The following is a 26,514-nucleotide window of genomic DNA, read 5'->3' as shown; positions in this document are numbered from 1 at the left end:
TTTTTCCCTCTTAATCTTACTCTACCTAAAAAAAGAAATGATATTCATCTATACTTTACTAATCTTTAGGTTCTACCAAAATAACATCTTCTAAATCATATAAATTCGCCTTTGGTTTTGCATAAATAATATGTGCAAGACCATATTGATCTGGTTCTTGCTCTATCACCTCTGCTACCTCAAGACCGGGTGGTATTTTCTGACTTAATTTAGAGGTAATAATGCTATCACCTATTTTTATTTCTTTCGCTTCATCTGATGGAATATTATCAATTCGAAGAGCTTGTTTTTCCTTATCATACCCTGTAACAAATCCTAAAATGGATGAGTTACTTTGGAAAGTGATTGCTAAACGATTTGTTCGTTCATCTTTCGTAATTAATTTCACAACAGATGTATATTGATCTACACTCTCTATCTTTCCAATAAGACCACTCACCGTCATAACAGCCATATCAACCTTTACACCATGTTGTACCCCTCTATCAAGAGCGATTTTCCCATACCAATCTTTTGCTACACGCCTTACTACTGTAGCTTGAATTAAATTATATTTCCCTTGTTCCTTTAATTCTCTCGTCTTGTTGATAAGCTTAGTAAGGTTTTCTTTCTCCTCACTTAATATTTGCACTTTACTCTTTAACGATTCTTGGTTCTCGATTTTTTCTTTCAATAATTGATTCTCTTTATATACTTTATAAATGTCTTCTATATTGTGAATAATATTTTGTACATGCCTATTATTCGTACATACATACATCATCAATAAAACAAAAAGAATAATTGAAAGAAATAATAATATTTTCCTCTTAGAAACCTGCATAATCACCCTGTTACTCCTTACCATTTTTTATCTACACAATATAGAATACTAGTAGTTGTATACAGAAGAAATGCAGTTTCGATAAAGTTCAGATAATCTTTATCTTCTTTATAAAAATTTTAGAAATTATCATATACTGCCATTACATTTGTAAGCTTGATCGTTACTTTATCTATTAAATACAACTTATCATTTCTATAACTAGACATGCTTTATTGTTATTTTTTCTTTTGCTTTAGCGGGCATTTCGTCACCTTGTATTTCTTCCCATTTTATACCACAAGTCCCTTTAGACTTAATCTTTACATATGCTCCTATTCGTAAATGTTTTGAAGAAGTCATCATAATTTTTTGTTCTTTACCAGATTCATCATATCCTTTAAATTTATAGTTCCATCTACCAAAACCATTACTTTTGGCTTCATATTCCCCATCACTGTCGACAACAGCATAATAAATATCTTCTTTAATAAACGGATTGAGTTGATCTACAATCGGTCCACCTTTCACTACAAGTAATGTAGCTCCAACTATAATCAATACGATAAACGCACTTAATTTTTTCATATAACCTTCGATTCTCCACTTCTCTGTTTTATTAGTCAACGTCCACCTGAATGATGAAATAAGCCTCTCTCTAAATCAATAGCAATACTATCACTCATTCTTCCCTAATTAGAAGGTAACCGATATTTCTAATGCCCTTCTAATTAAATTGGCAATAAGATAATAAATTGAATAACCCCATTTCCATATTCCGCTCGAATTTCTCCTTTGTGCAATTCAACAATGCTTTTTGCAATTGCAAGCCCCAAGCCTGAACCTTCTACAGCTCTACTTCTAGATTGATCTTTTTTATAAAAACGCTCAAACACATTCTCCAATTCTGTTTTTGTAAATTCTTCACTATGATTCGCTATAGAAATTTTGATATGCTGTTCTTCTCTTTGAAGCGAAACTTGAATTTCTGCTTTATCTATACTGTATTTGATTGCATTTATTAAGAGGTTTTCAAACACACGCACCATTTTTTCCGAGTCCACAACGGCATACATACGATCTTCCTCAAATTCTTTCACAAACGAAAGATTATGTTCCTCTGCTTGTGGTACTAGCTCTTCTATTAACTGATCAAGTAATTCATTCATACACACTTCTTGCGAATCTAACACCATATTTTCATCCGTTAGTTTTGTATAATCAAACAAATCCTCTATTAACATCTTCAACTGCTCTGATTTTGAAAAAGCAATTTTTATATACTCATCATGCTGTTCTTTATTTTCATATTTCGCATCGCCTAGTAAGCGTAAATACCCCATAATAGAAGTAAGTGGTGTTCTTAAATCATGTGATACATTTGTAATCAATTCACTTTTTTGTTTCTCTATTTGTTTTTCTTTTTCTATATTAGCCAAAAGCTTTTCTGCCATTTGATTAATATTTGAAGTTAATACCCCTATTTCATCTTGACCTGCCTGTTTGATTTTATATTGTAAGTTCCCTTTCGAAAACTCTCTTACTCCTTCTGCCATTGCTTCAATCTGATTCATCTTTCTTTTCGTTATATAAAAGAAAGAAAGTAGAAAAGTAATAAAACCTAGTAAAGATGGGAATGGACTACTACCGTTCACTACATACTTTACATTTCCTTGTGGTATACCACTTGCAATGACATACATATTTTTCATATTAACAGTAACCGGATAAAAAGTTGTAAACTCCTTACGCCTTTGTTCAGCTCTATCTTGATTTAAATTTTGTGCCTCTACATATCGTACTTGATCCATTTTAAAATCCATTACATTACGCATCGTCTCATGAAGATTAATCTGTTCTTCTGATGCTCCCTTTGTTTTATAAACCACTTTCCCATTCTCATCTATTATTAAAACCTTCAATTGATTTTGATGATTTAATTGATCCAGCAGTTCTTGTATATTAATTTCCTGACCTTCTTCTGTCATACTTTCAACAAGCCTTTGTGTCTGTCCATCAATGGCTTCCATACCTGATGCATAATCAATGATAGAAATTTTATTCGCATCCTCGAAAAAGGAAGATGAAACCCCTCCTACTAATACACCAAGTAATGTACAGAAAGTAAATGTAGTAATTAGCTGTACCCGTATGCTCTTTTGCAAATAACTCACTGTTTTACCTATCATTTTTTTTAAAACTTGATTCATCCATATTATCGGTTTAAATATCTTTTTCAATCTTGTAGCCAACTCCCCATACTGTTTTAATGTAACGAGGCTTCCTTGGAATTTCCTCTATCTTTTCACGTATTTTCCGAATATGTACCATCACAGTATTATCGGATTGGAAAGCTTGCTCTTTCCATACCCTTTCATAAATTTGCTCTGCATTTAATACCATTCCTTGATTTCGTACAAGCAATTCTAATACCTCAAACTCTCTCGGTGTCAATTTCACCTCTTCATTTGCAATAATGACCTGCCGCGTTGCTATATTTATCTTTATATCTCCAACTTCAAACACATCTTCATCTTTTACACTTGCCCCGCTCATTTTCATATATCTCCGAAGTTGTGATTTAATACGAGCAATGAGTTCAAGTGGATTAAATGGTTTTGCTACGTAATCATCTGCTCCAGTTGTTAACCCTAAAACCTTGTCCATATCTTGCGTTTTTGCCGAAAGCATAATAATGGGCATTTCCGCTATTTCTCTCACTTTCATACACATATGAATACCATCTATTTTCGGCATCATAATATCAAGTACAATTAGATGCACTTCTCTTTTCCTTACTATTTCTAAACCCTCTTCACCATCTCCAGCTTGTAATACTTCATACCCTTCATTCTTCAAATAGATGGTGATAAGTTTTCTAATTTCCTTCTCATCGTCCACGATAAGTATCGTTCCTTTATTCACAAAATCTCCTCCAGCATCATTTACCAAACTATGAATGTTACTTTATTTCACTCACCACTGTATTCTTCTTATGCATATACACATAAGAAATAATAGAAACTATGATAACGATGCCACCAAAATATATACCATACTCGGTCACAAGGGTTGCTATCATTTCTATATGCTTTCCAAATATAGAGCCTAGTACAAAGTAAACTAACGTCCAAACAAATCCTATTACATATGAATAAATCGCATACGTTTTAAATGACATGTTATTCATTCCAACTAAATACGGTACGATATGTCTTACAACCGGTATGAAGTAACTTATGACTAACGCATAATGACCATACTTCTCTACTATTTGTTGAGATTTTAAAAGATATTTCGCCTTTTTCTTTTTCATTAGCTTATCAAGTACTTTCGTACCAAATATTTTCCCTAATATATACCCTAAAGAAAGCCCTGAGACAACGCCTAAATATGTTAACAAAAATGCAGGAATAACACTTAATATACCGAGTGAAGATACAAAACCACCACTCATGACAATCATTTCGTCTGGAATTGGCATACCAATAATACCTAACCATAAACAGAAAAATAACGCCCAATAACCGTATTGTTCAATATAAGATAATAATTCATGTAATTCCATTATGCATATGCTCTCCTCAATTCTTTTTTACAGCTAAAGACGTACGCTGGTGGGAAATTGAGCCACACTTTCTCTAGCGTAATTTCGGGAAAGAAATGCTGTATAAATCCTTTTTTCACAAGCGAATATTGAAATGTTATGAATTCCCCATTCTCATGTATTGCTTCCATCGTATTGTTTAAAATGCGTTTTGAAACTTCTTCTGGCAAAGAAGTAAAAGGCAATCCTGATAAGACGTAATCAATGCATTCTATATTGAACGCTTCCATATACTTCTTTATATTTTCAGCTGAACCGTGTACAACAATAACATTCTGTTCATTTTTAAACTTTCTCTTTAACTCTTTGAAAAACACTTCATTAATTTCAATAAGAAGAAATATTGTCTCCTTCTTCTTTCTCTTCATAATTTCTTTCGTGAAAGCCCCTGTACCAGGCCCTAGCTCTACAATGCATTTCGCTCTATTAAAATCAATTACATCTACCATTTTCTTTGCTAATATTTTTGAACTTGGCGCAATTGCACCAGTATGTTTCGGATGTTTAATAAATTCGTGTAAGAATGTTATGAGCTGCATGTAACCCTCTCCCCATTCGTTCAATAGTTTTAACTTGTTTCTAAGTATAACTATCGTTTCTTAATAAAAATTGAGGAGATTTCTTAAGATTTTATGAAGAAATCAAAAAACAGCTACCGCTTATAGCGATAGCTGCTCCTTTATTATTTCGCACTCACAATCTTATAATAAGAACGAACTGTTATGAAGTAATATCCGATATAAATGACACCGTATACTCCAATACTAATTAGAAGCGGAATCATAATTTCAAATGGTAGTATGTTCCCTAAACCTTTTAATGCAAACAAGCTGTGCAGGATTCCGATTACTAACGGAATCGCAAAGATAAAGCTTACTTGTTTTGCGATAGCTTTTTTCATTTCTTGTTTTGTGACCCCTACTTTGTGAAGTACAATATAGCGCTCACGATCAGCATTTGCTTCTGTTAATTGCTTAAAGTAAATGATAGAACCCGTTGCTAGTAAGAATACAAGTCCTAAGAACATTCCGATAAACATCATTAGTCCCGTTCCTTCAAGCCCCATATGGAAACCAGTGTAGAAATCTCTAAATGGTGGTACCATTTCTGATTCACCAGCTGGCATCACTTTTGTTAATTTTTCTGTTAACACTTTACTATCTTTTTCATCTTTTACATCAATATTTTTTACAACGCGTGTTCCAAATGCTTGCTTCGCTTGCTCATACATTTCATCTGAAACGACAACAACTAATTCACCTAAATTTGTAATCGCAACGTCATTTGCACCTTGGATTTTTAATTGCTTCGTTTCATTTCCAATTTGGAATACTGCTTTGTTTCCTTTATATTGTGGACTAAACTCATGCCCTTCAATATATGAACTATCATATATAAATGCTTCACCAGCAGCTACATTCACTGTTTCTGCGTCGATTTTTTTAGCAAGTTTATTAAATTCAGACTGAGACATAAACTGATATTTCTCTGAAATCGTGTAATTCATATTAAGAATGAAATCAACTTTGTCTCCTTCAAACTTCCCTTTTACAGGAACTGTCTCAATTTCAAATTGATCTTTAACAGGGTGATTCTGCTTCTCTTCCGCAAGAATCGTATTTACTTTCTTATCTAGTTCTGCATCTTTTTTCTCATAAGAATAGCTGTATGGTGTAAATGCTTTTGATTGCGTAAATGTGTTGTAATACATCGTAACTGACGTACCAACCGCCGTTAATGTCACTGCACTTAAAATAGAAATTGTCGCAAGTGACTTTGCATTTCCTTTAATACGATATAGTAACTGTGACGTCGTTACCATATTCATACCGTTATAAAACGATGATTTATTATTTCTTGCACGTTTTAATACGAATACTGTAAAGAACATAAATAGTAAGTACGTACCTAATACTGTCGCAAGTAAAATATAAAGTGCAACTGCCATAAAGTCTGCATATTTAACTGCCTTCATAAACATTAACGCTAAGAAATAACCTGAACCGATTAAGAAAACTGAAATTAATGCCATAATGACAGATCCTTTTGGCATTGCTTCTCCTTCACGTTCTGCGCGGAAAAGTTCAATTAACTTGAAGCGATAAATTAAACGATATCCTTGAAGTGATGTATACAATATAATCACAAAGAAAATAAGTGCTGTATCGATAATGGCAGCCATCGGTACTTCAAAATGAACATTTAAGTTTAATCCCATCATACTTACTAGTAACTCAAGGAATAATTTTGAAAGGACACTACCAATCGCAATCCCGATTACTAATGACATTAATCCCATTAACATATTTTCATAAAACAGCATTTTACCAATCTGTCTTTTACGAATACCTAATAAGGAATATAATCCAACTTCTTTTTTACGTTTCCTTGTAAAGAAACCGTTTGAATATATAATGAACACTGCTACGAAAATAATAAGCATCACACTGGAAACTTGGAACGCTCCACTAATCTTTTTAGAAGCTTCCGCTGCTTTTTCCATTTGCGAATTGTACTGCAATGCTTTAAATGTAAAATAAATAACGATACTAAAAATCATAGATGCAAAATATACAAAGTAGTCTTTAAAGTTCCGCTGTATGTTGCGGAGGGCAATGCTAGATAAGGTCATCAGCCATACCTCCAGAAATAGAAGACATTACGTCAACGACTTGTTGGAAGAACTGTTTACGCGTTGATTCACCGCGGTGCAATTCTTTATATAACTCACCATCTTTAATGAAAATAACTCGTTTACAATAACTTGCCGCAAACGCATCGTGCGTTACCATTAAAATTGTAGAGTTATCATATTCATTTAACGACTTCATACTTTCAAGTAAATCTGTTGCTGATTTAGAATCAAGCGCTCCAGTTGGCTCGTCCCCGAAAATCATACTTGGATTCGTAACGATTGCACGTGATGCCGCGCAGCGCTGTTTCTGTCCGCCAGATACTTGATACGGGAACTGACTTAAAATATGATCAATGCCGAACTTTTTCGCAATTTCAAGAACACGACGATCAATTTCATTTGCCTTTACTTTCGATAACGCAAGAGGTAACGCAATGTTCTCTTTTACCGTTAACGTATCTAATAAGTTATAATCTTGGAAAATGAAACCTAAATGATCGCGGCGGAATAACGCTAACTTATCATCATTCATTTTCACGATATCTTTTCCATCAATTAAAATTTCACCGTTCGTCGCATTATCAATTGTAGAAAGAACGTTTAGTAAAGTCGTCTTACCAGAACCAGAAGGCCCCATAATTCCAACGAACTCACCTTCTTTTACTTGTAAGTTAATACCTTTTAACGCTGCAAATTTATTACCACCCGTGTCATACACTTTTTCAATATTTTTTGCTTCTAACACTGTTTTCATCTCGACATCCCTCATTTCTTCTATTCTCTATTTTCAACTATATACACTCTCTACTCTTGCCACTATCGATGTTTCTTACACAAACATGACAGTTATGTAAGGCACATAAGTAAAGACATCAAAAAGTTAACGTAATGAATCAAAGTACTTTGTTACTATAACATTGGGATATCATGCCATCCATTCATTCTCCTTACAGGAACATTACAATTTTGTAAGGTAAAAAATGCACCTACAAAGTTGTGCACGAAATGTCGGATGGAGCTATTTCGTTCCTGCTATTCTATGTACAGAGGAGGTCATAATATGGATTCACTTAAAAACATGAATGCTGCAATGCGCTATATTGAAAACAACCTAACAAATGAAATGAATTTTAAAGAAGTTGCGAGGCTAGCTTACTGCTCGGAATATCATTTCAAAAGAATGTTTTCTTTCCTCGCTGGCATATCACTATCAGAATATATTCGTTGTAGACGTCTTACTCTCGCTGCTTTTGAACTAAAAAATAGCGATGCAAAAGTCATTGATGTCGCTATAAAATATGGCTACAACTCACCAGATTCATTCTCTCGTGCCTTTCAAAATTTGCACGGTATAACACCTTCAGAGGCCCGAAATAGTAGTCATTCTTTAAAAGCCTATTCACCAATGACCTTCCAGTTATCGATTCAAGGAGGAAATGAAATGAACTATCGAATTGAAGAAAAAGACTCATTTCGAATTATAGGTATTACAAAACGAGTACCGATTGTATTTAACGGTGTAAATGAAGAAATCGCTTCTATGTGGAAAAGTCTAACTCCACAGTCCATTCAAACATTAAAGATGCTTTCAAATGTGGAACCAAATGGAATCATTAGCGCCTCTACTAACTTTTCTGAAGGAAGAATGGAAGAAAAAGGCGAACTTGATCACTACATTGGAGTAGCCACAACGAAAGATTGCCCAGAGCAATTCGCACAACTTGAAGTCGCAGCTTCAACGTGGGCTATATTTGAAGCTGTCGGTCCATTTCCTGATGCATTACAAAATGTATGGGGGCGTATTTATTCTGAATGGTTTCCTTCTTCGAACTATGAACTAGCAGAAGGACCAGAGATATTGTGGAATGAAAGTAAAGAGGTATCCTCGCCGAATTTCAGAAGCGAGATATGGGTACCTGTTTTAAAAAAGTAATATAAGGGGCTAAACTGTTTCAAAATAAGAAGCTGCTCTTCCTCTTTACAGGAAAAGCAGCTTCTTATTTTATCCCACTATTTGTGGGCAGTAAAACTCCCACCTCAAAATTCAGGTGGAGCAAAAAAGTTAGGTGGGAGTCGGTCTGCCCGTAAACGCCCGATTGGTGAGGACTAATAATCAGTGGGGGATGAACACCACCCACTGATTAAAATTTCACTTTATACTTCTTCTCGACTCGTTCTTATACAAGAAAATAGTAATAACCGTAAGCACTATAACAACTCCAAAAGTAAATATTCTGTAGTTCAAGATAGTAGCGGTACCGATTAACAATGCAGGTATAACAGCCACAATTAAGCCACCAAACATACCAACAAATGATCCTATACTTTGTTTTACTACTTGGGTTTCTGATACCCAATCATAATAACCAAATCGGTTATTAATAAAAATCCCCCATACTGCCGAAAATAATGAATATGTTATCGGTGTTATTATGATAAAAAAAGAACTCCAAACATCTAGTTTTAACCCTATTATCAGTAATACGGCACTAATAAGTGATGCAGGTATACTCAATGAAAGATTCATAAGAATTTTACTGTCATAAATCATCTTTGGCGCTATAGGCAATGACTTAATAATCCATACATTTTTTCCTTCTAAAGACAATGACACACATGTTGTACACGTCATCGAAATCGCTGCTGCAATAGCAAATGGAGCAATCTTTTGCAAAATCGCCTCAATTCCAGGATACGCTATTAATTGACTTGGTCCTACTACAACTATAGCTAGCGCGAAGGCTAGCGCCATCACGACTCCCATTCCACTATTTATGACATACACTGTAGAAGAAAAGAAACGCTTCACCTCTTTTTTATACAATGCAACCAATACACTTTCTTTTCTCATACTATTAATCTCATAATTTGAAAGCATATGATAAGTGGAAATCCCTGTGTTTATTTGCTTATATTTTAGCGAAAGTATTTTCACAAAAATATAATACCAAATAACTGATATCCCAACGAATAGGATGAAAGCTACAAGATCAACATTAACAATTGCTTTTTGAAACATGTTAGCTAATGGATACACTTTCGTTAATTGCTCCGAAACAATTGCACCAATTCCGTTCATGTCATTAAGGCTATATTGAGCATTTCCATTTTTTAACACGAGGAAACCGAGTGTAATAATTACTATAAAACTTAAAATCGTAGTTATTTTATTCGTATTTTTAAATTTAGAAGCGATTGCCGTAATCGCAGCTCCAAAGATCGCTGCAATTGTTGTTGGAATTAAAGATGCTATAAACATACTGATGAACCACATGAAGTAAAAAGAAACTGATGGATTCTCATGTATGAAATAGACAACTCCCATTGGTAGCATGATTATGATTGAGAAGAGTGTATTCAGCAAGTATAAATACAAAAATCTACTTGCAATAACAGTACTTACCCGAATCGGTAATGACATTAAAAAGTCGTAGTCCTTAAAAGCAAAAATTTCTCCATTCGCCTTAAATACAGTGAAAAATAACGTTAATACACTGCTAATAACTAGTGCATAAACTGGAATAATTTCGCTCATTCCTAGTTCCACCAATCCATATGCCGAGGTTCCGCAATATAGCATTAACATGACACCAACTAGCGCAATAGATGCTGTCAGCAAAATCTTATTCTGCTTCTTTTTCTTATCTTTTTCGTATTTAAAAGTATTTAAACCGAGCTGCGTTATCAACCGGATTTTCAAAAGACCTAGACTATTAGTATTCATTAGCAAGCTCCCTCATAAAGAGCTCTTCCAACGAGCCTTCCTTTATTAAAGAATTCACTTCCCCTGAAAGTGCTAATTTCCCTCTATTAATCATCGCTATTTTATTACATAACTTCTCAGCCACATCTAAAACGTGCGTAGAAAAGAAAATCGCACTTCCCTTTTCACACAGCTCCTTCATAATACTTTTCAATACTACGGCTGCCTTTGGATCAAGACCAACGAAAGGTTCATCTAAAACTAATAATTTGGGTTTATGCAAAACCGCTGATATAATCGCTACTTTTTGTTTCATACCGTGTGAATAAGAAGAAATTAAGTCTCCCAAGTAAGGTGTAATCTCAAAAGCATCTCCATACTTCTGTATCTGTTCTTCCCGATCCTTCGCAGGTACTTTAAACACATCCGCAACAAAGTTCAAATATTGAATTCCTGTTAATTGTTCATATAAATCTGGATTATCAGGAATATACGCCATTACTCTCTTACATGCAATTGGATCCTTTTTTACTGAATGCCCATCAACAAAAATTTCACCTTCTTCAAAATCTATAACTCCTACTAACGACTTAATCGTTGTACTTTTCCCCGCACCGTTATGCCCGATAAATCCAAAGATATCTCCTGCTTGAACAGTAAGATTTAAATGCTCTACTGCTTTTTTGCCACCTTTGTATGTCTTGCTAAAATTTATAATTTCTAACATATAATTTCCCCCAAACTATATTTTTAACTGAATTTTCAGACCTACAAACAAAAAATTTACTCAGCGAGCTTTTTCATTATCCCCACTGAGTATTAGAACTTCTTAACACATAGAAACTATACATATAAAATTTAACTAGTACCGTTCAATCACTTATTGCTCACAATTGCATTTCTTTTTTATATAAAACGTAAGAATATAAATTCGTTATAAGGACAGCAACTACTATAATCCCAAGCATCATATAAGATCTCCAATCAGCCGGGGCGAAAACACTTATAATCATAATAATCCCTAAAGTCACAAACACTTTTCCGCTAAATCGATGTGTTTTCCGCCATACTTCTTCATTACTTAACGTCCACGGATTACGCATCCCAACAAAAAAATTTGGCTTACACTGCGGTAAATAATTCCCCATTACTAAAAATAAAATACCAACTAATAATTCAGGCACCCGATTAATGAATAAGTTATATCCGAGTCCACTTATAATAATATCTATATTTCCTACAAATAGTAGCAATAGTATCCCGTTATTCATCATCATAAAAGCTTTAGAAAATTTCTCATAATTTGCTTTCCTTGGATCAATCTTTGGTATTACATTTAGAAATATATATAACGCAATCATAATTCCAACCATAGAAATCATTCCATATAATTTAGACGAATAGCCATCTACCTTACCACCGCTCCAATGTGTCGCAATTGTATCCGGTAAATGAGGCCAAGCAAACGCCCATGCGATACAAGTTATAAAAATTAATATAATTGCAAAAAGATGTTTTTTCATTTCCCCTCTTCCCCCTTATTTGTAAACGTAAACACCCAGGTCAACAAATCTTGAAATACAGTTGTATTCAAAGAGTACACAACAAATTGGCCTTTCTTTTCATCTTGAATAAGTTCAGCATTTTTAAGTGCATTTAAGTGGTGTGAAATACTTGGCTTCGTCATATTGAACTGTTCTGCAATTTCCCCGGCGGTTAGATCGCCTTCTTTTAATAAGTCTAAAATTTTTCGCCTTGTTGGATCTGCTAATGCTTTGAATGCTTGATTCAATGTCTTTCTTCCTCTCACTAATTAGACATTTAGATATTTATCTAAATATTAAACTGATTACCGTTATTTGTCAATTATATCCAGCGCCCTTTTTTACTTTTCACACTTTTGACTTATACTGTTTACTAGCTTATATTTCAACATAATGAAAAGACATGAAACACATGGTACACTATAGCTACAAGTGTTTTTTTGAGGAGGAGTATACATATGTACAAAATCTTAATCGTTGAAGATGATCCAAATATTTCATCATTACTGCAATCTCACATTCAAAAGTACGGTTACGACGCTGTTGTTACTGAAAACTTTGATGATATTATGGAATCGTTTAACGCAGTAAAACCACACCTTGTTTTACTTGATGTAAACTTACCAAAATTCGATGGATTCTACTGGTGCCGTCAAATTCGCCATGAATCTACTTGTCCAATTATTTTCATTTCAGCTCGTGCTGGTGAGATGGAGCAAATTATGGCGATTGAAAGCGGTGCGGATGATTATATTACAAAACCGTTCCACTACGACGTTGTAATGGCGAAAATTAAAGGTCAATTACGCCGTATTTACGGTGATTATGCGCCAAATATTTCTGAACGTATCGTTGAAGTAGAAGGTTTAAAACTATTCCCAGAACGCCCAGAAATTCATTTCGGTGCTGAGCAAGTTCTTTTAACGAAGAAAGAAGCTATTTTAGCAGAAATGTTATTATCTAAATTCCCTCGTACAGCGAGCCGTGAAGATTTATTAGCTGCCCTTTGGGATGACGAGAGCTTCGTTGAAGAAAACACATTAAACGTAAACATTACGCGTCTTCGTAAAAAGTTCAATGAGCTTGGTATTGAAAATGCTATTGAAACAGTACGTGGACTTGGGTATCGTTTTAACGCAACTTGGAGTGAATAAGCATGAAGCTATTTTTACGTGATCATTTTGCATTTTTTCTACTGTACGTATTAAACTTCGGTATCATCTTCGTTCTTTATGATGCAGTAGATGGATTTCAAAATAATAAATTTTACTTCGTCGTTTTAAGCCTATACTTATTTATTTGTTTCCTCGCTTACCGTTACGTCCGCAATCGTAGAATGTACCATAGGTTAAGTGAGCAACCAGAAAAAATGGAAGATGCGTTTATTGAAAGAGCAACCGCTCCGATGCCTCATGGTGTAAATGAACTCGTGCGTACGCAGTATCGTCTATTCCAAAAAGAACTACAATCGTATGAAGTAAAACAACAAGAACATCAATTATTCATTAACCACTGGGTGCATCAAATGAAGACACCTGTGTCCGTTATGCAGCTTATGGTGCTAGAAATGGAAGACGAACATTTAATTCCAAAGTTTAAACAGGAATTAGATCGTCTGAACCAAGGGCTTGATATGGCTTTATATATGGCAAGATTAAATAACTTCCATGAAGATTTCCATGTCGAAACAATTTCATTAAAAGATACGGTAACAAAAAATATTAACGGCCTAAAAGAACTATTCATTCGTAACGGAGTCTTCCCTGTTTTAGAAGTTCATTCTGATTTAAAAGTTGCTTCTGATGCAAAATGGCTAAAATTTATCATCTATCAGTTAATGACGAATGCTGTTCGTTACTCTGGTGAGCGCGGAAAGAAAGTGTTCTTATCTGCTTACCGAAACGGAAAAGATATTATTTTAGAAGTTCGTGATGAAGGTGTTGGTATTCCGCAAGAAGATATTCGAAGAGTATTTGAACCGTTTTACACTGGGAAAAACGGTCGTACATTTGGAGAATCTACTGGTATGGGACTTTATATTGTAAGTAAAATTTGTGATTATTTAGGTCACTCTGTCAAACTAGATTCTGAAGTTGGTAAAGGAACGACGATTAAGATCATCTTCCACAACGCTGCAAGTAATCAAGCAGAACATACGGAGAAGGTGACCGAAGCATGATCGTGACATATGCTAGCAAAATGTATGAGAACTTACTCTCATACATTTTTTGCAATAAAACTACATATTTGCCTTCTAGCGGGAGGTACGTATTATGACATTTTGGCAGTTTGCCTTTAAAAATGTAACACGTAATTCCAGAGCTTATTTTGCTTATTTCGTAAGTAGTTCCTTTTCCATTGCTGTTTTCTTTTCGTTTGCTGTTTACTTATTTCATCCGAAATTACAAAACTTTGGCATGGTCTCTGAAATTTCAGGATTAATGATATTTTCAGAAGTTATCATTGTTTTGTTCTCGTTCTTCTTTCTACTTTATTCAATCGGATCTTTTTTAAAAGTTCGTAAAATGCAATTTGGTGTTTTAACCGTTTTAGGTATATCAAAAAAGCAATTACATCGACTCATTTTCACTGAAAATATGTTAATTGGTATCTTATCTATCTTTTTCGGCATGCAGTTTGGATTTGTCTTTTCGCAATTTTTCTTATTAGTAACAGCGAAAATTACACATCTACCAGGACTATATTTATATTTGCCGACGAATGCTTTCATTTTAACAACAATTGTATTTCTTAGTCTCTTTATCGCTGTATCTTCATTTACACCAATGCTAATTCGGACGAAAAAAACGGTACATCTTTTAAAAGCTAATAGTGGAAAACAAAAAGAAAGAAAACCATCCATATTCGTCTCTCTATTTGGTGCTATCTGTTTATTAGGGGGTTATATTTTAGCGGCAAACCCTAAATATTTCTTCTCAATAAATCCACAAGTAGGCGTTATATATATGGTTTCAAGTATTTTTGTGATCCCAACGCTTGTTACAATTGGGACATATTTCTTCTTTTCGCAAATTAGTTTCTTACTTATTTATATTTTAAAGAAAAGAAGAAAGTTTTATATGAAACAGATTAATATGCTTTGGATTTCGGATTTAGCAAGCCGCATCCGAACGAATATTAATATGCTGTTTATTGTAGCGATGCTATCTACAATTGCTTTCACAATGATTACGTTCCTATATGGAGTCGGAAAGTTTACAAAGCTAGAGGTTACGCGAAGTTCACCTTTTCCATTCTCTTATTTTTCTTATGACGCAAATCCTTTTGTGGACGATCATTTAAATTGGCTTGAACAACAATTAAAAAAAGAGAATTTCTCTTATAAAAAAATAAAGGCTGATTTATATGAAACACCACTGAAAGAAGATGAGGGTATAACCGCTTATAATGACATATATGCAATGAAACAAAGTGACTATAACAAACTTGCAGCTTCCTTACGAATGAAACAACTATTCATGAACGATAATGAAGCATATGTCTTAACAGGTAGCGCTTATGTAACTTTATTCAGCGAGTTTGAGCCAAGTTACAATAGAAAGTCTATTACACTTTCTAGCACAAATACGCAATTACAAGTAAAGGGCTATGAACAAGCAGGGGCCATTCCATCTAACTTTTCATATCAAACTTTAATTTTACCTGACACTGTTGTAAACAACTTACCAAATACAACAAAGCATGTAGCAGCGTACAATTATAAAGTAGAAAACTGGGAAAAGACGTATAAAATTGCTGATGATTTTATAAAAAAAATACAAAGAGATCGACAGGAATTCCAATACGAAGGGGCCATTATACACTCCTATGAATCAGCAGGCTCATTATATAGAATCACATCAGGAAGTGCCGCATACTTCCTAATCGGGACATTTCTAGGAGTCATTTTCTTTATTGGAGCTGGCAGCGTTCTTTACTTCAGAATGTATTCTGATTTAACGAGCGAGCAGGAAAAATATGTAGCCATTTCAAAAATTGGTGTAACAGATGCAGAGATGAAACGATCTGCATCCATCCAACTTAGCATTTTATTTTTCGTTCCATATGTTATGGCATCCATTCATACAATGTTTGCAACAAAAATGCTTCAAGATGTAATTAATTTATCACTATTCAAAGAAATTTCAGCTGTTCTTATTATTTTTGGCGTAGTTGAAATCGTCTTTTTCTTATTCATTCGTTCCTTTTACATGCAAAAGTTATCAGAGTATACGAATGGTTAAATTTTATGAATGTATTTAGTAGGGGAAAAGGGTATCTCTTATATCCTTTTCCTCTTCACTCTACAGGAGGTCTAGGTGAATGACATTTTGGCAGTTTGCATTTAAAAACGTCACACGGAACGCCAGAGCTTATTTCGCCTATTTTGTAAGCAGTGCGTTCTCCATCGCAATTTTTTTCTCATTTGCAGTTTATTTATTTCATCCTAAATTGCACACGACAGACGTGAATTATGCTCTAAGCATATTAATGACAATTTCAGAAGTTGTCATTGTGTTCTTTTCATTTTTCTTTTTACTATATTCGATTGGTACTTTCTTAAAAGTACGAAAAAGACAATTTGGGATTTTAACAGTACTTGGCATATCTCAAAAGCAATTAAAGAGGCTCGTATTTCTAGAAAACATGCTAATTGGTGTCCTATCCATATTTTTTGGTATTCAACTTGGACTTGTCTTTTCACAGTTCTTTTTATTAGTTACGGCCAAAATTACGCATGTACCTGGTTTATACTTATATTGGCCTACAAGTGCTATCGTTTTAACGATTATCATCTTTCTTGGGCTCTTCATTCTCGTATCATCTTTTACACCGATGCTCATTCGTACGAGAAAAGCTGTACGACTTCTAAAAGAAGGAACAAAACAAAAAGAAAGAAAAGCATCCGTGCTCATCTCTCTATTTGGTGCGACGTGTTTAATATCTGGATATGCGTTAGCCGCAAATCCGCTGTATTTTATGTCACTAGGTGACATCATTGGGCTTTTATATGCCATCTCTAGTATATTTGTCATTCCGTCGCTTATTGCAGCTGGAACATACTTTTTCTTTTCACAAATTAGTTTTTTACTTATTCGTATTTTAAAAACTCGAAGAAAGTTTTACATGAAACGAATTAATATGCTCTGGATCTCTGATCTAGCATCGCGCATTCGTACGAATATTAATATGCTCTTTATAGTAGCGATGCTATCGACGCTCGCTTTTACAATGATTACATTCTTATATGGATTCGGGAAGTTTACAAAGTTTGATGAAATTAGGAAAAACCCTTTCCCGTTTACGTATTTATCTCATACTGAAAATACGTTAGCTGATGAACATTTAAACTGGTTAGAGCAAAAATTTAATGAAGAGCACTTTACTTATACAAAATTTAAAACGGATATATATGAAGTATCTTCAGCTGAAGATAACACGCAGCTCTATTATGCCATTAAACAAAGTGACTATAATGTACTTGCTAAGGCTTTAAATTGGGAAACGCTCACGGTGAATAAGAATGAATCTTATATTCTTATGAAAGACTTAGATGATCAGGTTATTGGAACACTTCATAATCAAGAAAAGAAAAATACTCTTACACTTACTCAAAACAATTTACAACTACAAGTGAAAGAATATAAAGGTTATAACCCATTCCCAAATCGCTTAATATACCAATTGCTCATACTATCTGATGAAAATGTAGAAGCATTATCCACCGTTTCAAAACAAATGAGTGTATATAGCTTTAAAGTTTACGATTGGGAAAAAGCACATAACATCGGTTCGGCATTTATAACAAAAATTGATAATGACAATGCCGCAATTCAAGCAGAGCACCCACCTTTTCATGCAAGTGAAGCAAGCGATTCTCTATACAAAACGAAACTAAATGTCGCTTCCTTCTTCTTAATTGGTACTTTCTTAGGTGTTATTTTCTTTATCGGTGCTGGTAGTGTTCTTTACTTCCGGATGTATACAGATTTAACAAATGAGCAAGAAAAATATGTAACGATTACGAAAATTGGTTTAACTGCAGCTGAGATGAAACGTTCAGCGACAATTCAGCTTGCGATTCTTTTTTTTGTCCCTTACATTATGGCATCGATCCATACGATGTTTGCGACAAAGATGCTACAAGACATATTACATCTCTCGTTCTTCGCTGAAATTACAGTCGTACTTATGATTTTTGGAACAGTTGAAATTTTATTTTTCCTTTTAATTCGTTCCTTCTATATGCAAAAATTATCACAACACATTAAGTTTTAAAAAGCAGAAAGGTGATTACTATGGAAGAAGTTTTACACATAAAAAACGTTTCAAAAGTGTATGAAGGAAAAGTCCCTCATACTGCTTTAAAAAATATAAATTTACACGTGGATAAAGGTGAATTTGTTGCTATCATGGGGCCATCTGGTAGCGGTAAATCTACATTTTTAAACGTTATCTCTACAATTGATTCCCCTACTTCTGGTGATGTCGTGATTAACGGAAAAAAACCGCACACATTTCGTAGGGAAAAGTTAGCTATTTTCCGCCGCCAAGAGTTAGGGTTTGTTTTCCAAAACTTTAACCTACTAGATACACTAACAATCGGTGAAAATATCGTACTACCTTTAACATTAGATAATGTTCCATTAAAAGAAATGGATGAAAAGCTTGATAACATTTCAAAAAAGCTTGGAATTGATCATATTTTAGACAAGCGTATCTTTGAAGTGTCAGGAGGACAAGCACAGCGTACCGCAGTAGCACGTGCTGTTATTCATCATCCTTCCCTTCTACTTGCCGATGAACCGACAGGAAACTTAGATTCAAAAGCAGCAATTGATGTAATGGAGCTATTTACGAAATTAAACAAAGAAGAAGATGCAACGATTTTAATGGTTACGCACGATCCGTTTGCAGCAAGTTATTGTAACCGCGTCATTTTCATTAAAGATGGCGAGCTTTACAACGAACTACACCGCGGATTATATCGCGAGAAGTTTTATCAAGAAATATTAGATGTTTTAGCATTATTAGGAGGAAGACGTGGATGACATTTTGGCAATTCGCATTTAAAAATGTCTCGCGCAATTCGAAAGCATATTTCGCTTATTTTGTAAGTAGTGCGTTTTCTATCATGGTTTTCTTTTCATTTACTGTATACGCGTATCATCCGCGCTTACAAATTATGAATAAATTGCAGGAACAAGATCCGCTCATGAACTTAGCTGGCATGGCACAGTTTGTTATCGTTTTGTTCTCGTTCTTCTTTCTCTTATATTCTATCGGGACATTTTTAAATGTCCGGAAACAACAATTTGGCGTTTTAACTGTTCTCGGTATTTCACACAAACAATTAAAACGCCTTTTGTTTACTGAGAATATGATTATTGGAATACTAGCTATCTTTGCTGGTATTCAAGGCGGTCTTGTTTTTTCTAACTTTTTCTTACTCGTTACTTCTAAATTAACAAATGCAAAAGGTCTCTATTTATATTGGCCAACAGAAGCAATCATCGTTACAACAGTAACGTTTATCATTTTATTTTTCATCGTTTCTACGTTTACACCGATGTTCATTCGTACTCGTAAAACAACACAGCTCATTAAGGGGACAAAAAAAGGAGACAAAGAAAAGAAACCATCTATACTTATTTCGATATTTGCTTTAATTTGCTTAACATTATGTTATTATATCGCCGGTTATCCACAAGGCTACGTAACAGAAAAAAATGTACAGAATGGCTCTGTAGTCTTTATTATATTATCTATTTTGCCTCTCGTAGTAGTCGGGACATATCTATTCTTTTCGCAAACATTTCTTCTCTTTATCTTCATTTTAAAAAGACGAAGAAAGTTTTATATGAAGCAAATAAATATGTTATGGATTTCAGATTTAACTAGCCGTACTCGTAGTAATATTAATGTTCTCTTTATCGTCTCTATGTTATCAGCACTTGCATTTACAATTATCATCGGATTATTTGCCGCTAATAACAATACAAAAGCTTCGATATTAGAACGATATCCTTTCCCCTTCACATACGTAACCAAAGGTGAAGATGCATTAGAGCAAAAACACATTGCTACAATTGAAAAGGAGCTTACAAATGCTAATTTTCAATACAATAAATACAAATCTACAGTATTAAAAGATACAGCTTTAAAAGAAGACGTTGTTCTTATGAAAATGAGTGACTATAACATACTCGCCAAACAATTAAAGAGACCAGCAATAACTCTTGATTCTACACAAGTTTATATTATTTCTCGTTACTCGCCAGAACTCTTAAATCTTGTATCAAATCCATTTGCAAAACAAAATACAATTACACTCGGATCAAATAAAAAGGAGTTCTCTATTAAAGGATTTATTAATAAAGGGATAGAGCCGTCTTTCTTATTACCCCATTTAATTGTTATTCAAGATACTGTAATTGATAATTTGATTCCTCATATTGAAACAATAACGCTATATAATTATTTTGTGGAGAACTGGGAAAATTCAATTACTCCGACAAAAAATATTTCGCATACTATAAGTGAAGATGTGCGTGATTTTTATGAAAAACATAAAGAAGAAGATGCTCAAGTCCCATTTTCCCTTTCTACAGCCGCGGATGATCTACACTACAGTAAAGGCAATTCAATTGCTACTTTCTTTATTTGGGCATTTCTTGGCTTTATTTTCTTTATCGGGGCAGCTAGTGTTTTATACTTCCGTATGTATAATGACTTAACGACCGAAAAACAAAAGTACATTACAATTACAAAACTCGGCTTAACAGAATCGGAAATGTTTCGTTCAGCAACGATTCAATTAGGAATTTTATTTTTCATTCCTTATATCGTTGCTGGTATTCATACAATATTTGCGATTAAGTTTCTACAAAGCATGTTTGCTTTTCCTTTATTAAAAGAATTAATCATTATACTTACGTTGTTCGGGATTATCGAGATTATTTTCTTCTTCTTAATCCGTTCTCTGTACATTAATAAATTATCACAGCATATCAAGATATGAATAAAATGGCCTTGTGCATATTGCACAAGGCCATTTTCAATAGTTTTTAATTAGCAGCAATATCCACCATAGCCGCCTGCGTAACCGCCGTAACCACCGTATCCACAAGAACCGCCTCCGCCGAAGCAGCTAGCACCGATGATAATTAATAAAATAAACAATACGATTAGAAGCGCAAAACCGCCTCCGCACCCATGTCTGCGGTTACAATCATCATGTCTGTGTTCACACTTTTCGCTCATTACCCTATTCCTCCTTTAGTATCATTCATAACAAGTTCCTCTTGTTCTAAATGAGGGGATTCCATTTATATTATGTTTTCAGGGCAAATCGGAAGCTTGGCTTACATAAAAACGGGCTTGTTTTAGAAATTGGGCTTCATCAAAAAAAGATACCAATTAAGGTATCTTCTAAATAAACATATTCAATAAAAGTGCAAAACCAAATGCAATAAATGATAATAACGTCTCCAGCACGGTCCACGTTTTAAACGTTTCCTTCACCGTCAAACCTAAATACTCTTTTACGAGCCAGAACCCTGCATCATTTACGTGAGAAAACATTAATGATCCTGCGCCGGTTGCAATAACAAGCAACTCCAAATTCACACCAGACATGTGCTGAATAACTGGTGAAACAATTCCTGCTGCTGTCGTTAACGCTACTGTCGCTGAACCTGTTGCAATTCGAATTAATCCAGCTACCATGAAAGCTAATACAATTGGCGATAACGATATATGTTCTGCCATTTGCGCAATCGCCGTTCCAACGCCGCTTTCAATTAAGATTTGTTTAAATCCACCTCCTGCACCGATAATTAAAATAATGGAACCGACCGGTAATAAACTGTCATCCGTTAATTTTTTAATCATCTTTTTATTAATTCCTTGTCTTATTCCAAGTAAATAAAATGCTGCGAAACATGAAATAAGTAAAGCAATTACTGGACTCCCTATAAATACAAAAAATTCAGTTATCTTTTTCGGTAATGAAATATACGGTGCAACTACTGATAAAATCATCAATACAACTGGTAATAAAATAATAAAGAATGAAACTTTACGACTCGGTAAATCTGTTGATACAGTCGTAACTCGAACAAGCTCTGGTTCATTTTCAGGTATAACCCTCTTATGTACCCACTTTGCAAATACTGGTCCTGCAATAATAGCTGTTGGTAACGCGATAATTAATGAATATAAAAGTACTTTTCCTAAGTTCGCGTTATAAATACCGATTGCTGTCATCGCCCCTGGATGTGGTGGCACGAGCCCGTGAACAATAGATAATCCCGCAATAACAGGTAATGCGATTAATAATATATTTTGCTTCGTCGTTTTTCGAATGGAAATAACGAGTGGTAATAAAATGACAATACCCACTTCAAAAAACACAGGAATCCCTATAACAAATCCTGCAAATAACATAGCCCAAGGTAGTTTCTTCACACCGAAAAATCGAATAAAGAAATCTGCCACTTGCATGCCGGCCCCTGAATCGGACATCATTTTACCTAAAATTGTTCCGAGGGCTAAAATACCAACTAAATGCCCTAGTACACTACCAACACCAATTTCATAGGCAGTCACTATCTTCGTTAAATTCAGTCCAGACATGATGGCTAAAAATAAACTCGCAACTGTTAAACTAATAAATGCATGCCATTTCCACCATGATACCCCTAAAATAACAATGGCGATTGCAAGTAACGTGACGATTAATAAGTATATATCCATCTCTCATTCCGATACGATAAACTTAACTAAATCTATACAATTCAATCAAATTTACACAAGTTAGTGCTTCAGCGTGTTCTCGCAACCCCGAAGGGACGAGGGGTATAACACTCCACACGAGGCAGTATCATTTCTGTAAAGCTAACTGTGAAACAGATTTCCCAAATAGCTTATAGTATCTATCACTCATTCTTTTACAATAGTTATAAGCGAATCTTGCAGCGCCAGCATGGTTTCTAAGCACTTTTTCTTGTTCAGGCGTTGGAATTAGTCTAACTTTCTTCGCCAATATCATCAGAATGTAACTCCTTTAATGAAAGATTTGTTCTTCTGAATCGTAGCGTGTTCCACCAGCATTCTCCTGAGACTATTCGGATGCAAACCTGTTAATTCTGACACTTGACTAACTCGTAAAAATTTCATTATTATTCTTACCTCATTGAATCTAACATAGCACATACGTTCGATGGATTCAATGAGACTTGATAGATTTAATTAAATGTATCTCGTTCAACTAAGGGCGCAATTCCTTAGCCAGTTCTCTTATGAACTTCTCATATTTTCACATGAGCGCAGACTATATGTTTATCTCCTTAGAGATAGAGGATTTTTCCACCACCATAGGCTTGTGGTGTACTCTCGTCAGTTATACGAGATAGTCGTTGAACGTTCATCTTATCACTTTTGACTTAGATGATTCGAGGCGGAAGACCCATTGTTCTAGTGTTTAGGATTTAACCTTGCACGATCTGATTGATTTTTTCTGCTTTCGCGACATTCACGCTCACCATTTCTAGCCACGTTGTAGTTCAATCAGCTTTAGGGATTGCCCGCAGTTAACCCTCACTACTAACCAATCACTTGACTAGCAGGGCTTACTGATATATTTAATTAACTTTCGTTATAATTGGTTAAATAAATTGTAACAGTTAGTTACCCCTTACTTTATAAAAAAAGAGGGAAAATCCCCTCTTTTTATACGTCATAATTCACTACATAATGCTGCATTTCTGTATTGTAGTAGCCTTCGCTATATTCAATTACTTCGCCAACTTCATCGTAAGAATAGCGCATACGTTTTAATAGCGCTGTCCCCTCTTTTTCGCCTAACGCTTCTGCAACGAAACTAGGCGCAAGTCCAACAGCGAACTCATCTCTGAAGTTTTCTAAATGTATACCTCGGTCTTCAACTAAATCGTAAAGCGATTGTAGATCAAAGTCCGATAAATCTGTACTTGCCATTTTAGCTGAGAAATAGTGCGTATAATGAATGTACGGTGCATCATTTAACGTATATAAACGTTCAATACGAAAACTCTCTTTACTGAATAATCGAAATGGCACTGTTCCTTCTTCATTCTGAACGATTTCTGCTTTTAGCAATTTCTTCTGTACTTTATATCCTTCTTCCACTAACACTTCTGTAAATTTCTTACCCTTTGACAGTTTTGTCGCAGAAGTATTACGGATGACTTTCGTTCCTTTACCGCTTTTCTTTTCCAAATACCCTTCTTGAGCGAGTTCTTTAATCGCATTTCGTACTGTAATTTTGCTCACTTTGAACTCTTCTTCTAATTGCGGTTCGGAAGGAATATTCGTATGAATCGCATATACACCATGCAATATTCGATCACGAATAATGTTTTTTATTTGTAAATATAATGGTCCTTTTTTCCTCGTTACGTTCACCGTTACACCCACTACCTTTCTACATCACCTACTGATGTCGTCATTGCCCGAAGTATATCCTTCTCTGATGACATTGGCGTATCACCGACGATTGTATGTGCAAGCATTCCAGCTGCTGACGCAAATGAAACAGCTTTCTCTGGTGCAAACTCTTTTATCTCGCCATGAATAATCCCGCTCGTATAAGCATCTCCAGCACCTATTCTATCATATACAGAAAACGTAAGTGTTTTTGCAAAAGTGAACGCACCATCTTTACATATAAACCCGCGAAGCGAGTGTGTATTATCACTATTAATAGAGCGATGTGTACCGGCAATTGTAGCAATATGATATGTTTCAGCTACTTTTGGAATAAGATCAACAAGTTGAGCCTCTCGTTCCGTCTCTTCTGTTTTCATTCCTAGAACAAACATCGCATCTTTTTCGTTCATCATAACGATATCAGCAAGAGCAAGCATTTCTTCATAATGCGATTTCGCCTGTTCATATCCGTCTTCTCCCCAAAGTGACGGACGATAATTGCAATCAAAAACAACAGTGCCTCCGTTTTCTTTAACTGCTTTCGCTAAAGATTTCATATGTTGGCGCACAGTATCATTCATCGCAAGTGTAATCCCGCAAAAATGAACGATATCAATTTCCTTTGCGATTTCTTCAAATTGATACATCTCTTCAGGTGCCGTATTGAAGCTACTTTCTAATCGATTCGAATATGTAACGCGGCTTGCACGTGCGCCAAATCCATTTTCCAAAAAGTACATACCGACATATTTGCCACCTCTTGAAATAAACGAAGGACGAATACCTAATTTCTGAATGTGTGATACCGCAGCATCTCCAACCGAATTTTCCGGTAAAGTTGAAATAAGAAATCCTTCATGCCCGAGATGAGAAAGCGCGGCTACAACGTTCACACCTGTACCAGAAAATGAGTAATGTAATGTGTTAGCTTGCGACAACAACTCATATCCTGGTACTTGCAGGCGCATCATTACTTCGCCAAATGCTGCAATTTTCTTACGCATATTGATCAACTAGCTTCTTCACTACTGCTAATAATTCACGAACATCTTCTGTTTTCGTATTACCAGTTTCTTTATCAATAATAGAAGAGTACACGTGCGGGATAACTTGCTCTACGTTCGCTTCAAGCGCGATACGTACAATTGTTTCAAAGTTTTCTTTATCAATTCCGCCCGTTGGCTCTAATGCAAATCCTTCTTCCGCACACGCTTTCGCAACTGCGCGATATTCTTCTTCATGAGCTAACCCTTTCATTGGGAAGTACTTCAATGAATTTCCGCCCATATCACGTACAAGTGCGATTGCTGTTTTAATTGGAACAATTGCTTTTTCTTCTCCGGCCGCACTAATGGGACCAGTAGAAATATTTACGTACCCTACTTTTCCTGTTGGCGATACTAAACTATTAATCCAGCTATTTTTTCCATCAAGATTTGCACGCGTTGCTCCAACTGAAGGGAACACTTGGTTAATATGACTACCAGGATAATGCTTCGCAATTTCAGCTACAACTGCCGCTTGACGATTATCTCCTGCTCCTAGCCCAATTGATACAGCGTCATCAATTTCTTTTCCGTATGCTTTCATCGCTGTAACTGCTTCTTCTACTGTTGGGTAATCTTTTGATAAAACACCGACTACTACGTAACCTTCTGCTGCTTCGAAAATATCTTTCGCGTTTTGGATATTGTTCGCTAATACATTTAATGCTACGCGGCCTTTATAAAAACGTTTTTGAATGTTTGTCAT

Annotated in this window: 24 protein-coding genes and 1 pseudogene; 7 read left to right on the top strand and 18 right to left on the bottom strand. The window is 34.9% G+C overall.

What is annotated here, in order from left to right; all coding sequences use genetic code 11:
• Window positions 1-58 precede the first annotated feature (58 nt).
• The 8 genes from mreC to QCI44_RS03215 form a co-directional block, all read right to left on the bottom strand.
• Complete coding sequence (gene mreC, locus QCI44_RS03250) at window positions 59-823, bottom strand: rod shape-determining protein MreC (RefSeq protein WP_098560629.1); 765 nt, start codon at window positions 821-823, stop codon at window positions 59-61.
• A 201-nt stretch (window positions 824-1,024) separates the two neighbouring features.
• On the bottom strand, window positions 1,025-1,390 hold the full coding sequence (locus QCI44_RS03245) for a YxeA family protein (protein WP_016085799.1): 366 nt from the start codon (window positions 1,388-1,390) through the stop codon (window positions 1,025-1,027).
• Between the two features lie 143 nt (window positions 1,391-1,533).
• Complete coding sequence (locus QCI44_RS03240) at window positions 1,534-3,042, bottom strand: sensor histidine kinase (RefSeq protein ID WP_016085798.1); 1,509 nt, start codon at window positions 3,040-3,042, stop codon at window positions 1,534-1,536.
• The gene (locus QCI44_RS03235) at window positions 3,026-3,727 is read right to left on the bottom strand and encodes a response regulator transcription factor (protein WP_353810998.1); all 702 of its coding nucleotides are present in this window, start codon (window positions 3,725-3,727) and stop codon (window positions 3,026-3,028) included. Before QCI44_RS03235 ends, QCI44_RS03240 begins: the two co-directional genes overlap by 17 nt.
• Before the next feature lie 37 nt (window positions 3,728-3,764).
• Window positions 3,765-4,370, bottom strand: coding sequence for a DedA family protein (locus QCI44_RS03230; protein WP_016085796.1), 606 nt, complete (start codon window positions 4,368-4,370; stop codon window positions 3,765-3,767).
• Window positions 4,370-4,948 (bottom strand): class I SAM-dependent methyltransferase, encoded by a 579-nt coding sequence (locus QCI44_RS03225; RefSeq protein WP_016136891.1) that lies wholly within the window; start codon window positions 4,946-4,948, stop codon window positions 4,370-4,372. The genes QCI44_RS03230 and QCI44_RS03225 overlap by 1 nt, the downstream gene beginning before the upstream one ends.
• A gap of 143 nt (window positions 4,949-5,091) precedes the next feature.
• Entirely contained in the window at window positions 5,092-7,041 is a 1,950-nt protein-coding gene (locus QCI44_RS03220; protein ID WP_016135539.1) for an ABC transporter permease, read from the bottom strand.
• Window positions 7,028-7,798 carry an ABC transporter ATP-binding protein gene (locus QCI44_RS03215; protein WP_016085793.1) on the bottom strand — a complete coding sequence of 257 codons (771 nt, stop codon included), beginning with the start codon at window positions 7,796-7,798 and terminating at the stop codon, window positions 7,028-7,030. The genes QCI44_RS03220 and QCI44_RS03215 overlap by 14 nt, the downstream gene beginning before the upstream one ends.
• 306 nt (window positions 7,799-8,104) lie before the next feature.
• Here QCI44_RS03215 and QCI44_RS03210 point away from each other — a divergent pair, with 306 nt between their 5' ends.
• A complete protein-coding gene (locus QCI44_RS03210; protein WP_098986868.1) occupies window positions 8,105-8,977 on the top strand; it encodes an AraC family transcriptional regulator in 873 nt (290 codons plus the stop codon).
• Window positions 8,978-9,193: 216 nt separating this feature from the next.
• Here QCI44_RS03210 and QCI44_RS03205 read toward each other — a convergent pair whose 3' ends face one another.
• The 4 genes from QCI44_RS03205 to QCI44_RS03190 form a co-directional block, all read right to left on the bottom strand.
• Entirely contained in the window at window positions 9,194-10,768 is a 1,575-nt protein-coding gene (locus tag QCI44_RS03205; protein ID WP_016135541.1) for a hypothetical protein, read from the bottom strand.
• Window positions 10,758-11,474, bottom strand: a complete 717-nt coding sequence (locus QCI44_RS03200; RefSeq protein WP_016135542.1) for an ABC transporter ATP-binding protein — start codon at window positions 11,472-11,474, stop codon at window positions 10,758-10,760. Before QCI44_RS03200 ends, QCI44_RS03205 begins: the two co-directional genes overlap by 11 nt.
• Before the next feature lie 160 nt (window positions 11,475-11,634).
• Window positions 11,635-12,270: an SdpI family protein gene (locus QCI44_RS03195; protein ID WP_016135543.1), complete on the bottom strand. Its 636-nt coding sequence runs from the start codon at window positions 12,268-12,270 to the stop codon at window positions 11,635-11,637.
• On the bottom strand, window positions 12,267-12,539 hold the full coding sequence (locus tag QCI44_RS03190; protein ID WP_001070536.1) for an autorepressor SdpR family transcription factor: 273 nt from the start codon (window positions 12,537-12,539) through the stop codon (window positions 12,267-12,269). The genes QCI44_RS03195 and QCI44_RS03190 overlap by 4 nt, the downstream gene beginning before the upstream one ends.
• 210 nt (window positions 12,540-12,749) lie before the next feature.
• Here QCI44_RS03190 and QCI44_RS03185 point away from each other — a divergent pair, with 210 nt between their 5' ends.
• The 6 genes from QCI44_RS03185 (at window position 12,750) to QCI44_RS03160 (ending at window position 21,313) form a co-directional block, all read left to right on the top strand.
• On the top strand, window positions 12,750-13,445 hold the full coding sequence (locus tag QCI44_RS03185) for a response regulator transcription factor (protein ID WP_000276731.1): 696 nt from the start codon (window positions 12,750-12,752) through the stop codon (window positions 13,443-13,445).
• A gap of 2 nt (window positions 13,446-13,447) precedes the next feature.
• Window positions 13,448-14,470, top strand: a complete 1,023-nt coding sequence (locus tag QCI44_RS03180) for a sensor histidine kinase (RefSeq protein ID WP_000765354.1) — start codon at window positions 13,448-13,450, stop codon at window positions 14,468-14,470.
• A 94-nt stretch (window positions 14,471-14,564) separates the two neighbouring features.
• A complete protein-coding gene (locus QCI44_RS03175) occupies window positions 14,565-16,535 on the top strand; it encodes an FtsX-like permease family protein (RefSeq protein WP_048565819.1) in 1,971 nt (656 codons plus the stop codon).
• 79 nt (window positions 16,536-16,614) lie between these two features.
• Complete coding sequence (locus QCI44_RS03170) at window positions 16,615-18,570, top strand: ABC transporter permease (protein WP_016085789.1); 1,956 nt, start codon at window positions 16,615-16,617, stop codon at window positions 18,568-18,570.
• Between the two features lie 20 nt (window positions 18,571-18,590).
• Entirely contained in the window at window positions 18,591-19,343 is a 753-nt protein-coding gene (locus QCI44_RS03165) for an ABC transporter ATP-binding protein (RefSeq protein WP_000393250.1), read from the top strand.
• Entirely contained in the window at window positions 19,340-21,313 is a 1,974-nt protein-coding gene (locus QCI44_RS03160; RefSeq protein ID WP_016085788.1) for an FtsX-like permease family protein, read from the top strand. The genes QCI44_RS03165 and QCI44_RS03160 overlap by 4 nt, the downstream gene beginning before the upstream one ends.
• A gap of 50 nt (window positions 21,314-21,363) precedes the next feature.
• Here the strand turns inward: QCI44_RS03160 and QCI44_RS03155 are convergent, their stop codons facing one another.
• From QCI44_RS03155 to dagF, 6 genes and pseudogenes are all read right to left on the bottom strand, one after another.
• The gene (locus QCI44_RS03155) at window positions 21,364-21,555 is read right to left on the bottom strand and encodes a YjcZ family sporulation protein (RefSeq protein WP_001290399.1); all 192 of its coding nucleotides are present in this window, start codon (window positions 21,553-21,555) and stop codon (window positions 21,364-21,366) included.
• Between the two features lie 168 nt (window positions 21,556-21,723).
• Complete coding sequence (gene gntP / locus QCI44_RS03150) at window positions 21,724-23,049, bottom strand: gluconate permease GntP (RefSeq protein WP_088084462.1); 1,326 nt, start codon at window positions 23,047-23,049, stop codon at window positions 21,724-21,726.
• 130 nt (window positions 23,050-23,179) lie between these two features.
• Window positions 23,180-23,344, bottom strand: a pseudogene (locus QCI44_RS03145) (helix-turn-helix domain-containing protein); the annotation flags it as partial.
• 680 nt (window positions 23,345-24,024) lie between these two features.
• Window positions 24,025-24,750, bottom strand: coding sequence for a GntR family transcriptional regulator (locus QCI44_RS03140; protein ID WP_098986378.1), 726 nt, complete (start codon window positions 24,748-24,750; stop codon window positions 24,025-24,027).
• Window positions 24,750-25,766 (bottom strand): sugar kinase, encoded by a 1,017-nt coding sequence (locus QCI44_RS03135; RefSeq protein WP_353810997.1) that lies wholly within the window; start codon window positions 25,764-25,766, stop codon window positions 24,750-24,752. Before QCI44_RS03135 ends, QCI44_RS03140 begins: the two co-directional genes overlap by 1 nt.
• A complete protein-coding gene (gene dagF / locus QCI44_RS03130; RefSeq protein ID WP_016085784.1) occupies window positions 25,759-26,514 on the bottom strand; it encodes a 2-dehydro-3-deoxy-phosphogluconate aldolase in 756 nt (251 codons plus the stop codon). The genes QCI44_RS03135 and dagF overlap by 8 nt, the downstream gene beginning before the upstream one ends.

The sequence above is a fragment of the Bacillus cereus group sp. RP37 genome, from assembly GCF_040459695.1.
Taxonomy (GTDB): domain Bacteria; phylum Bacillota; class Bacilli; order Bacillales; family Bacillaceae_G; genus Bacillus_A.
The sequence above is the reverse complement of the archived record's forward strand: the minus strand, read 5'-3'. Positions and strand labels throughout refer to the sequence as shown.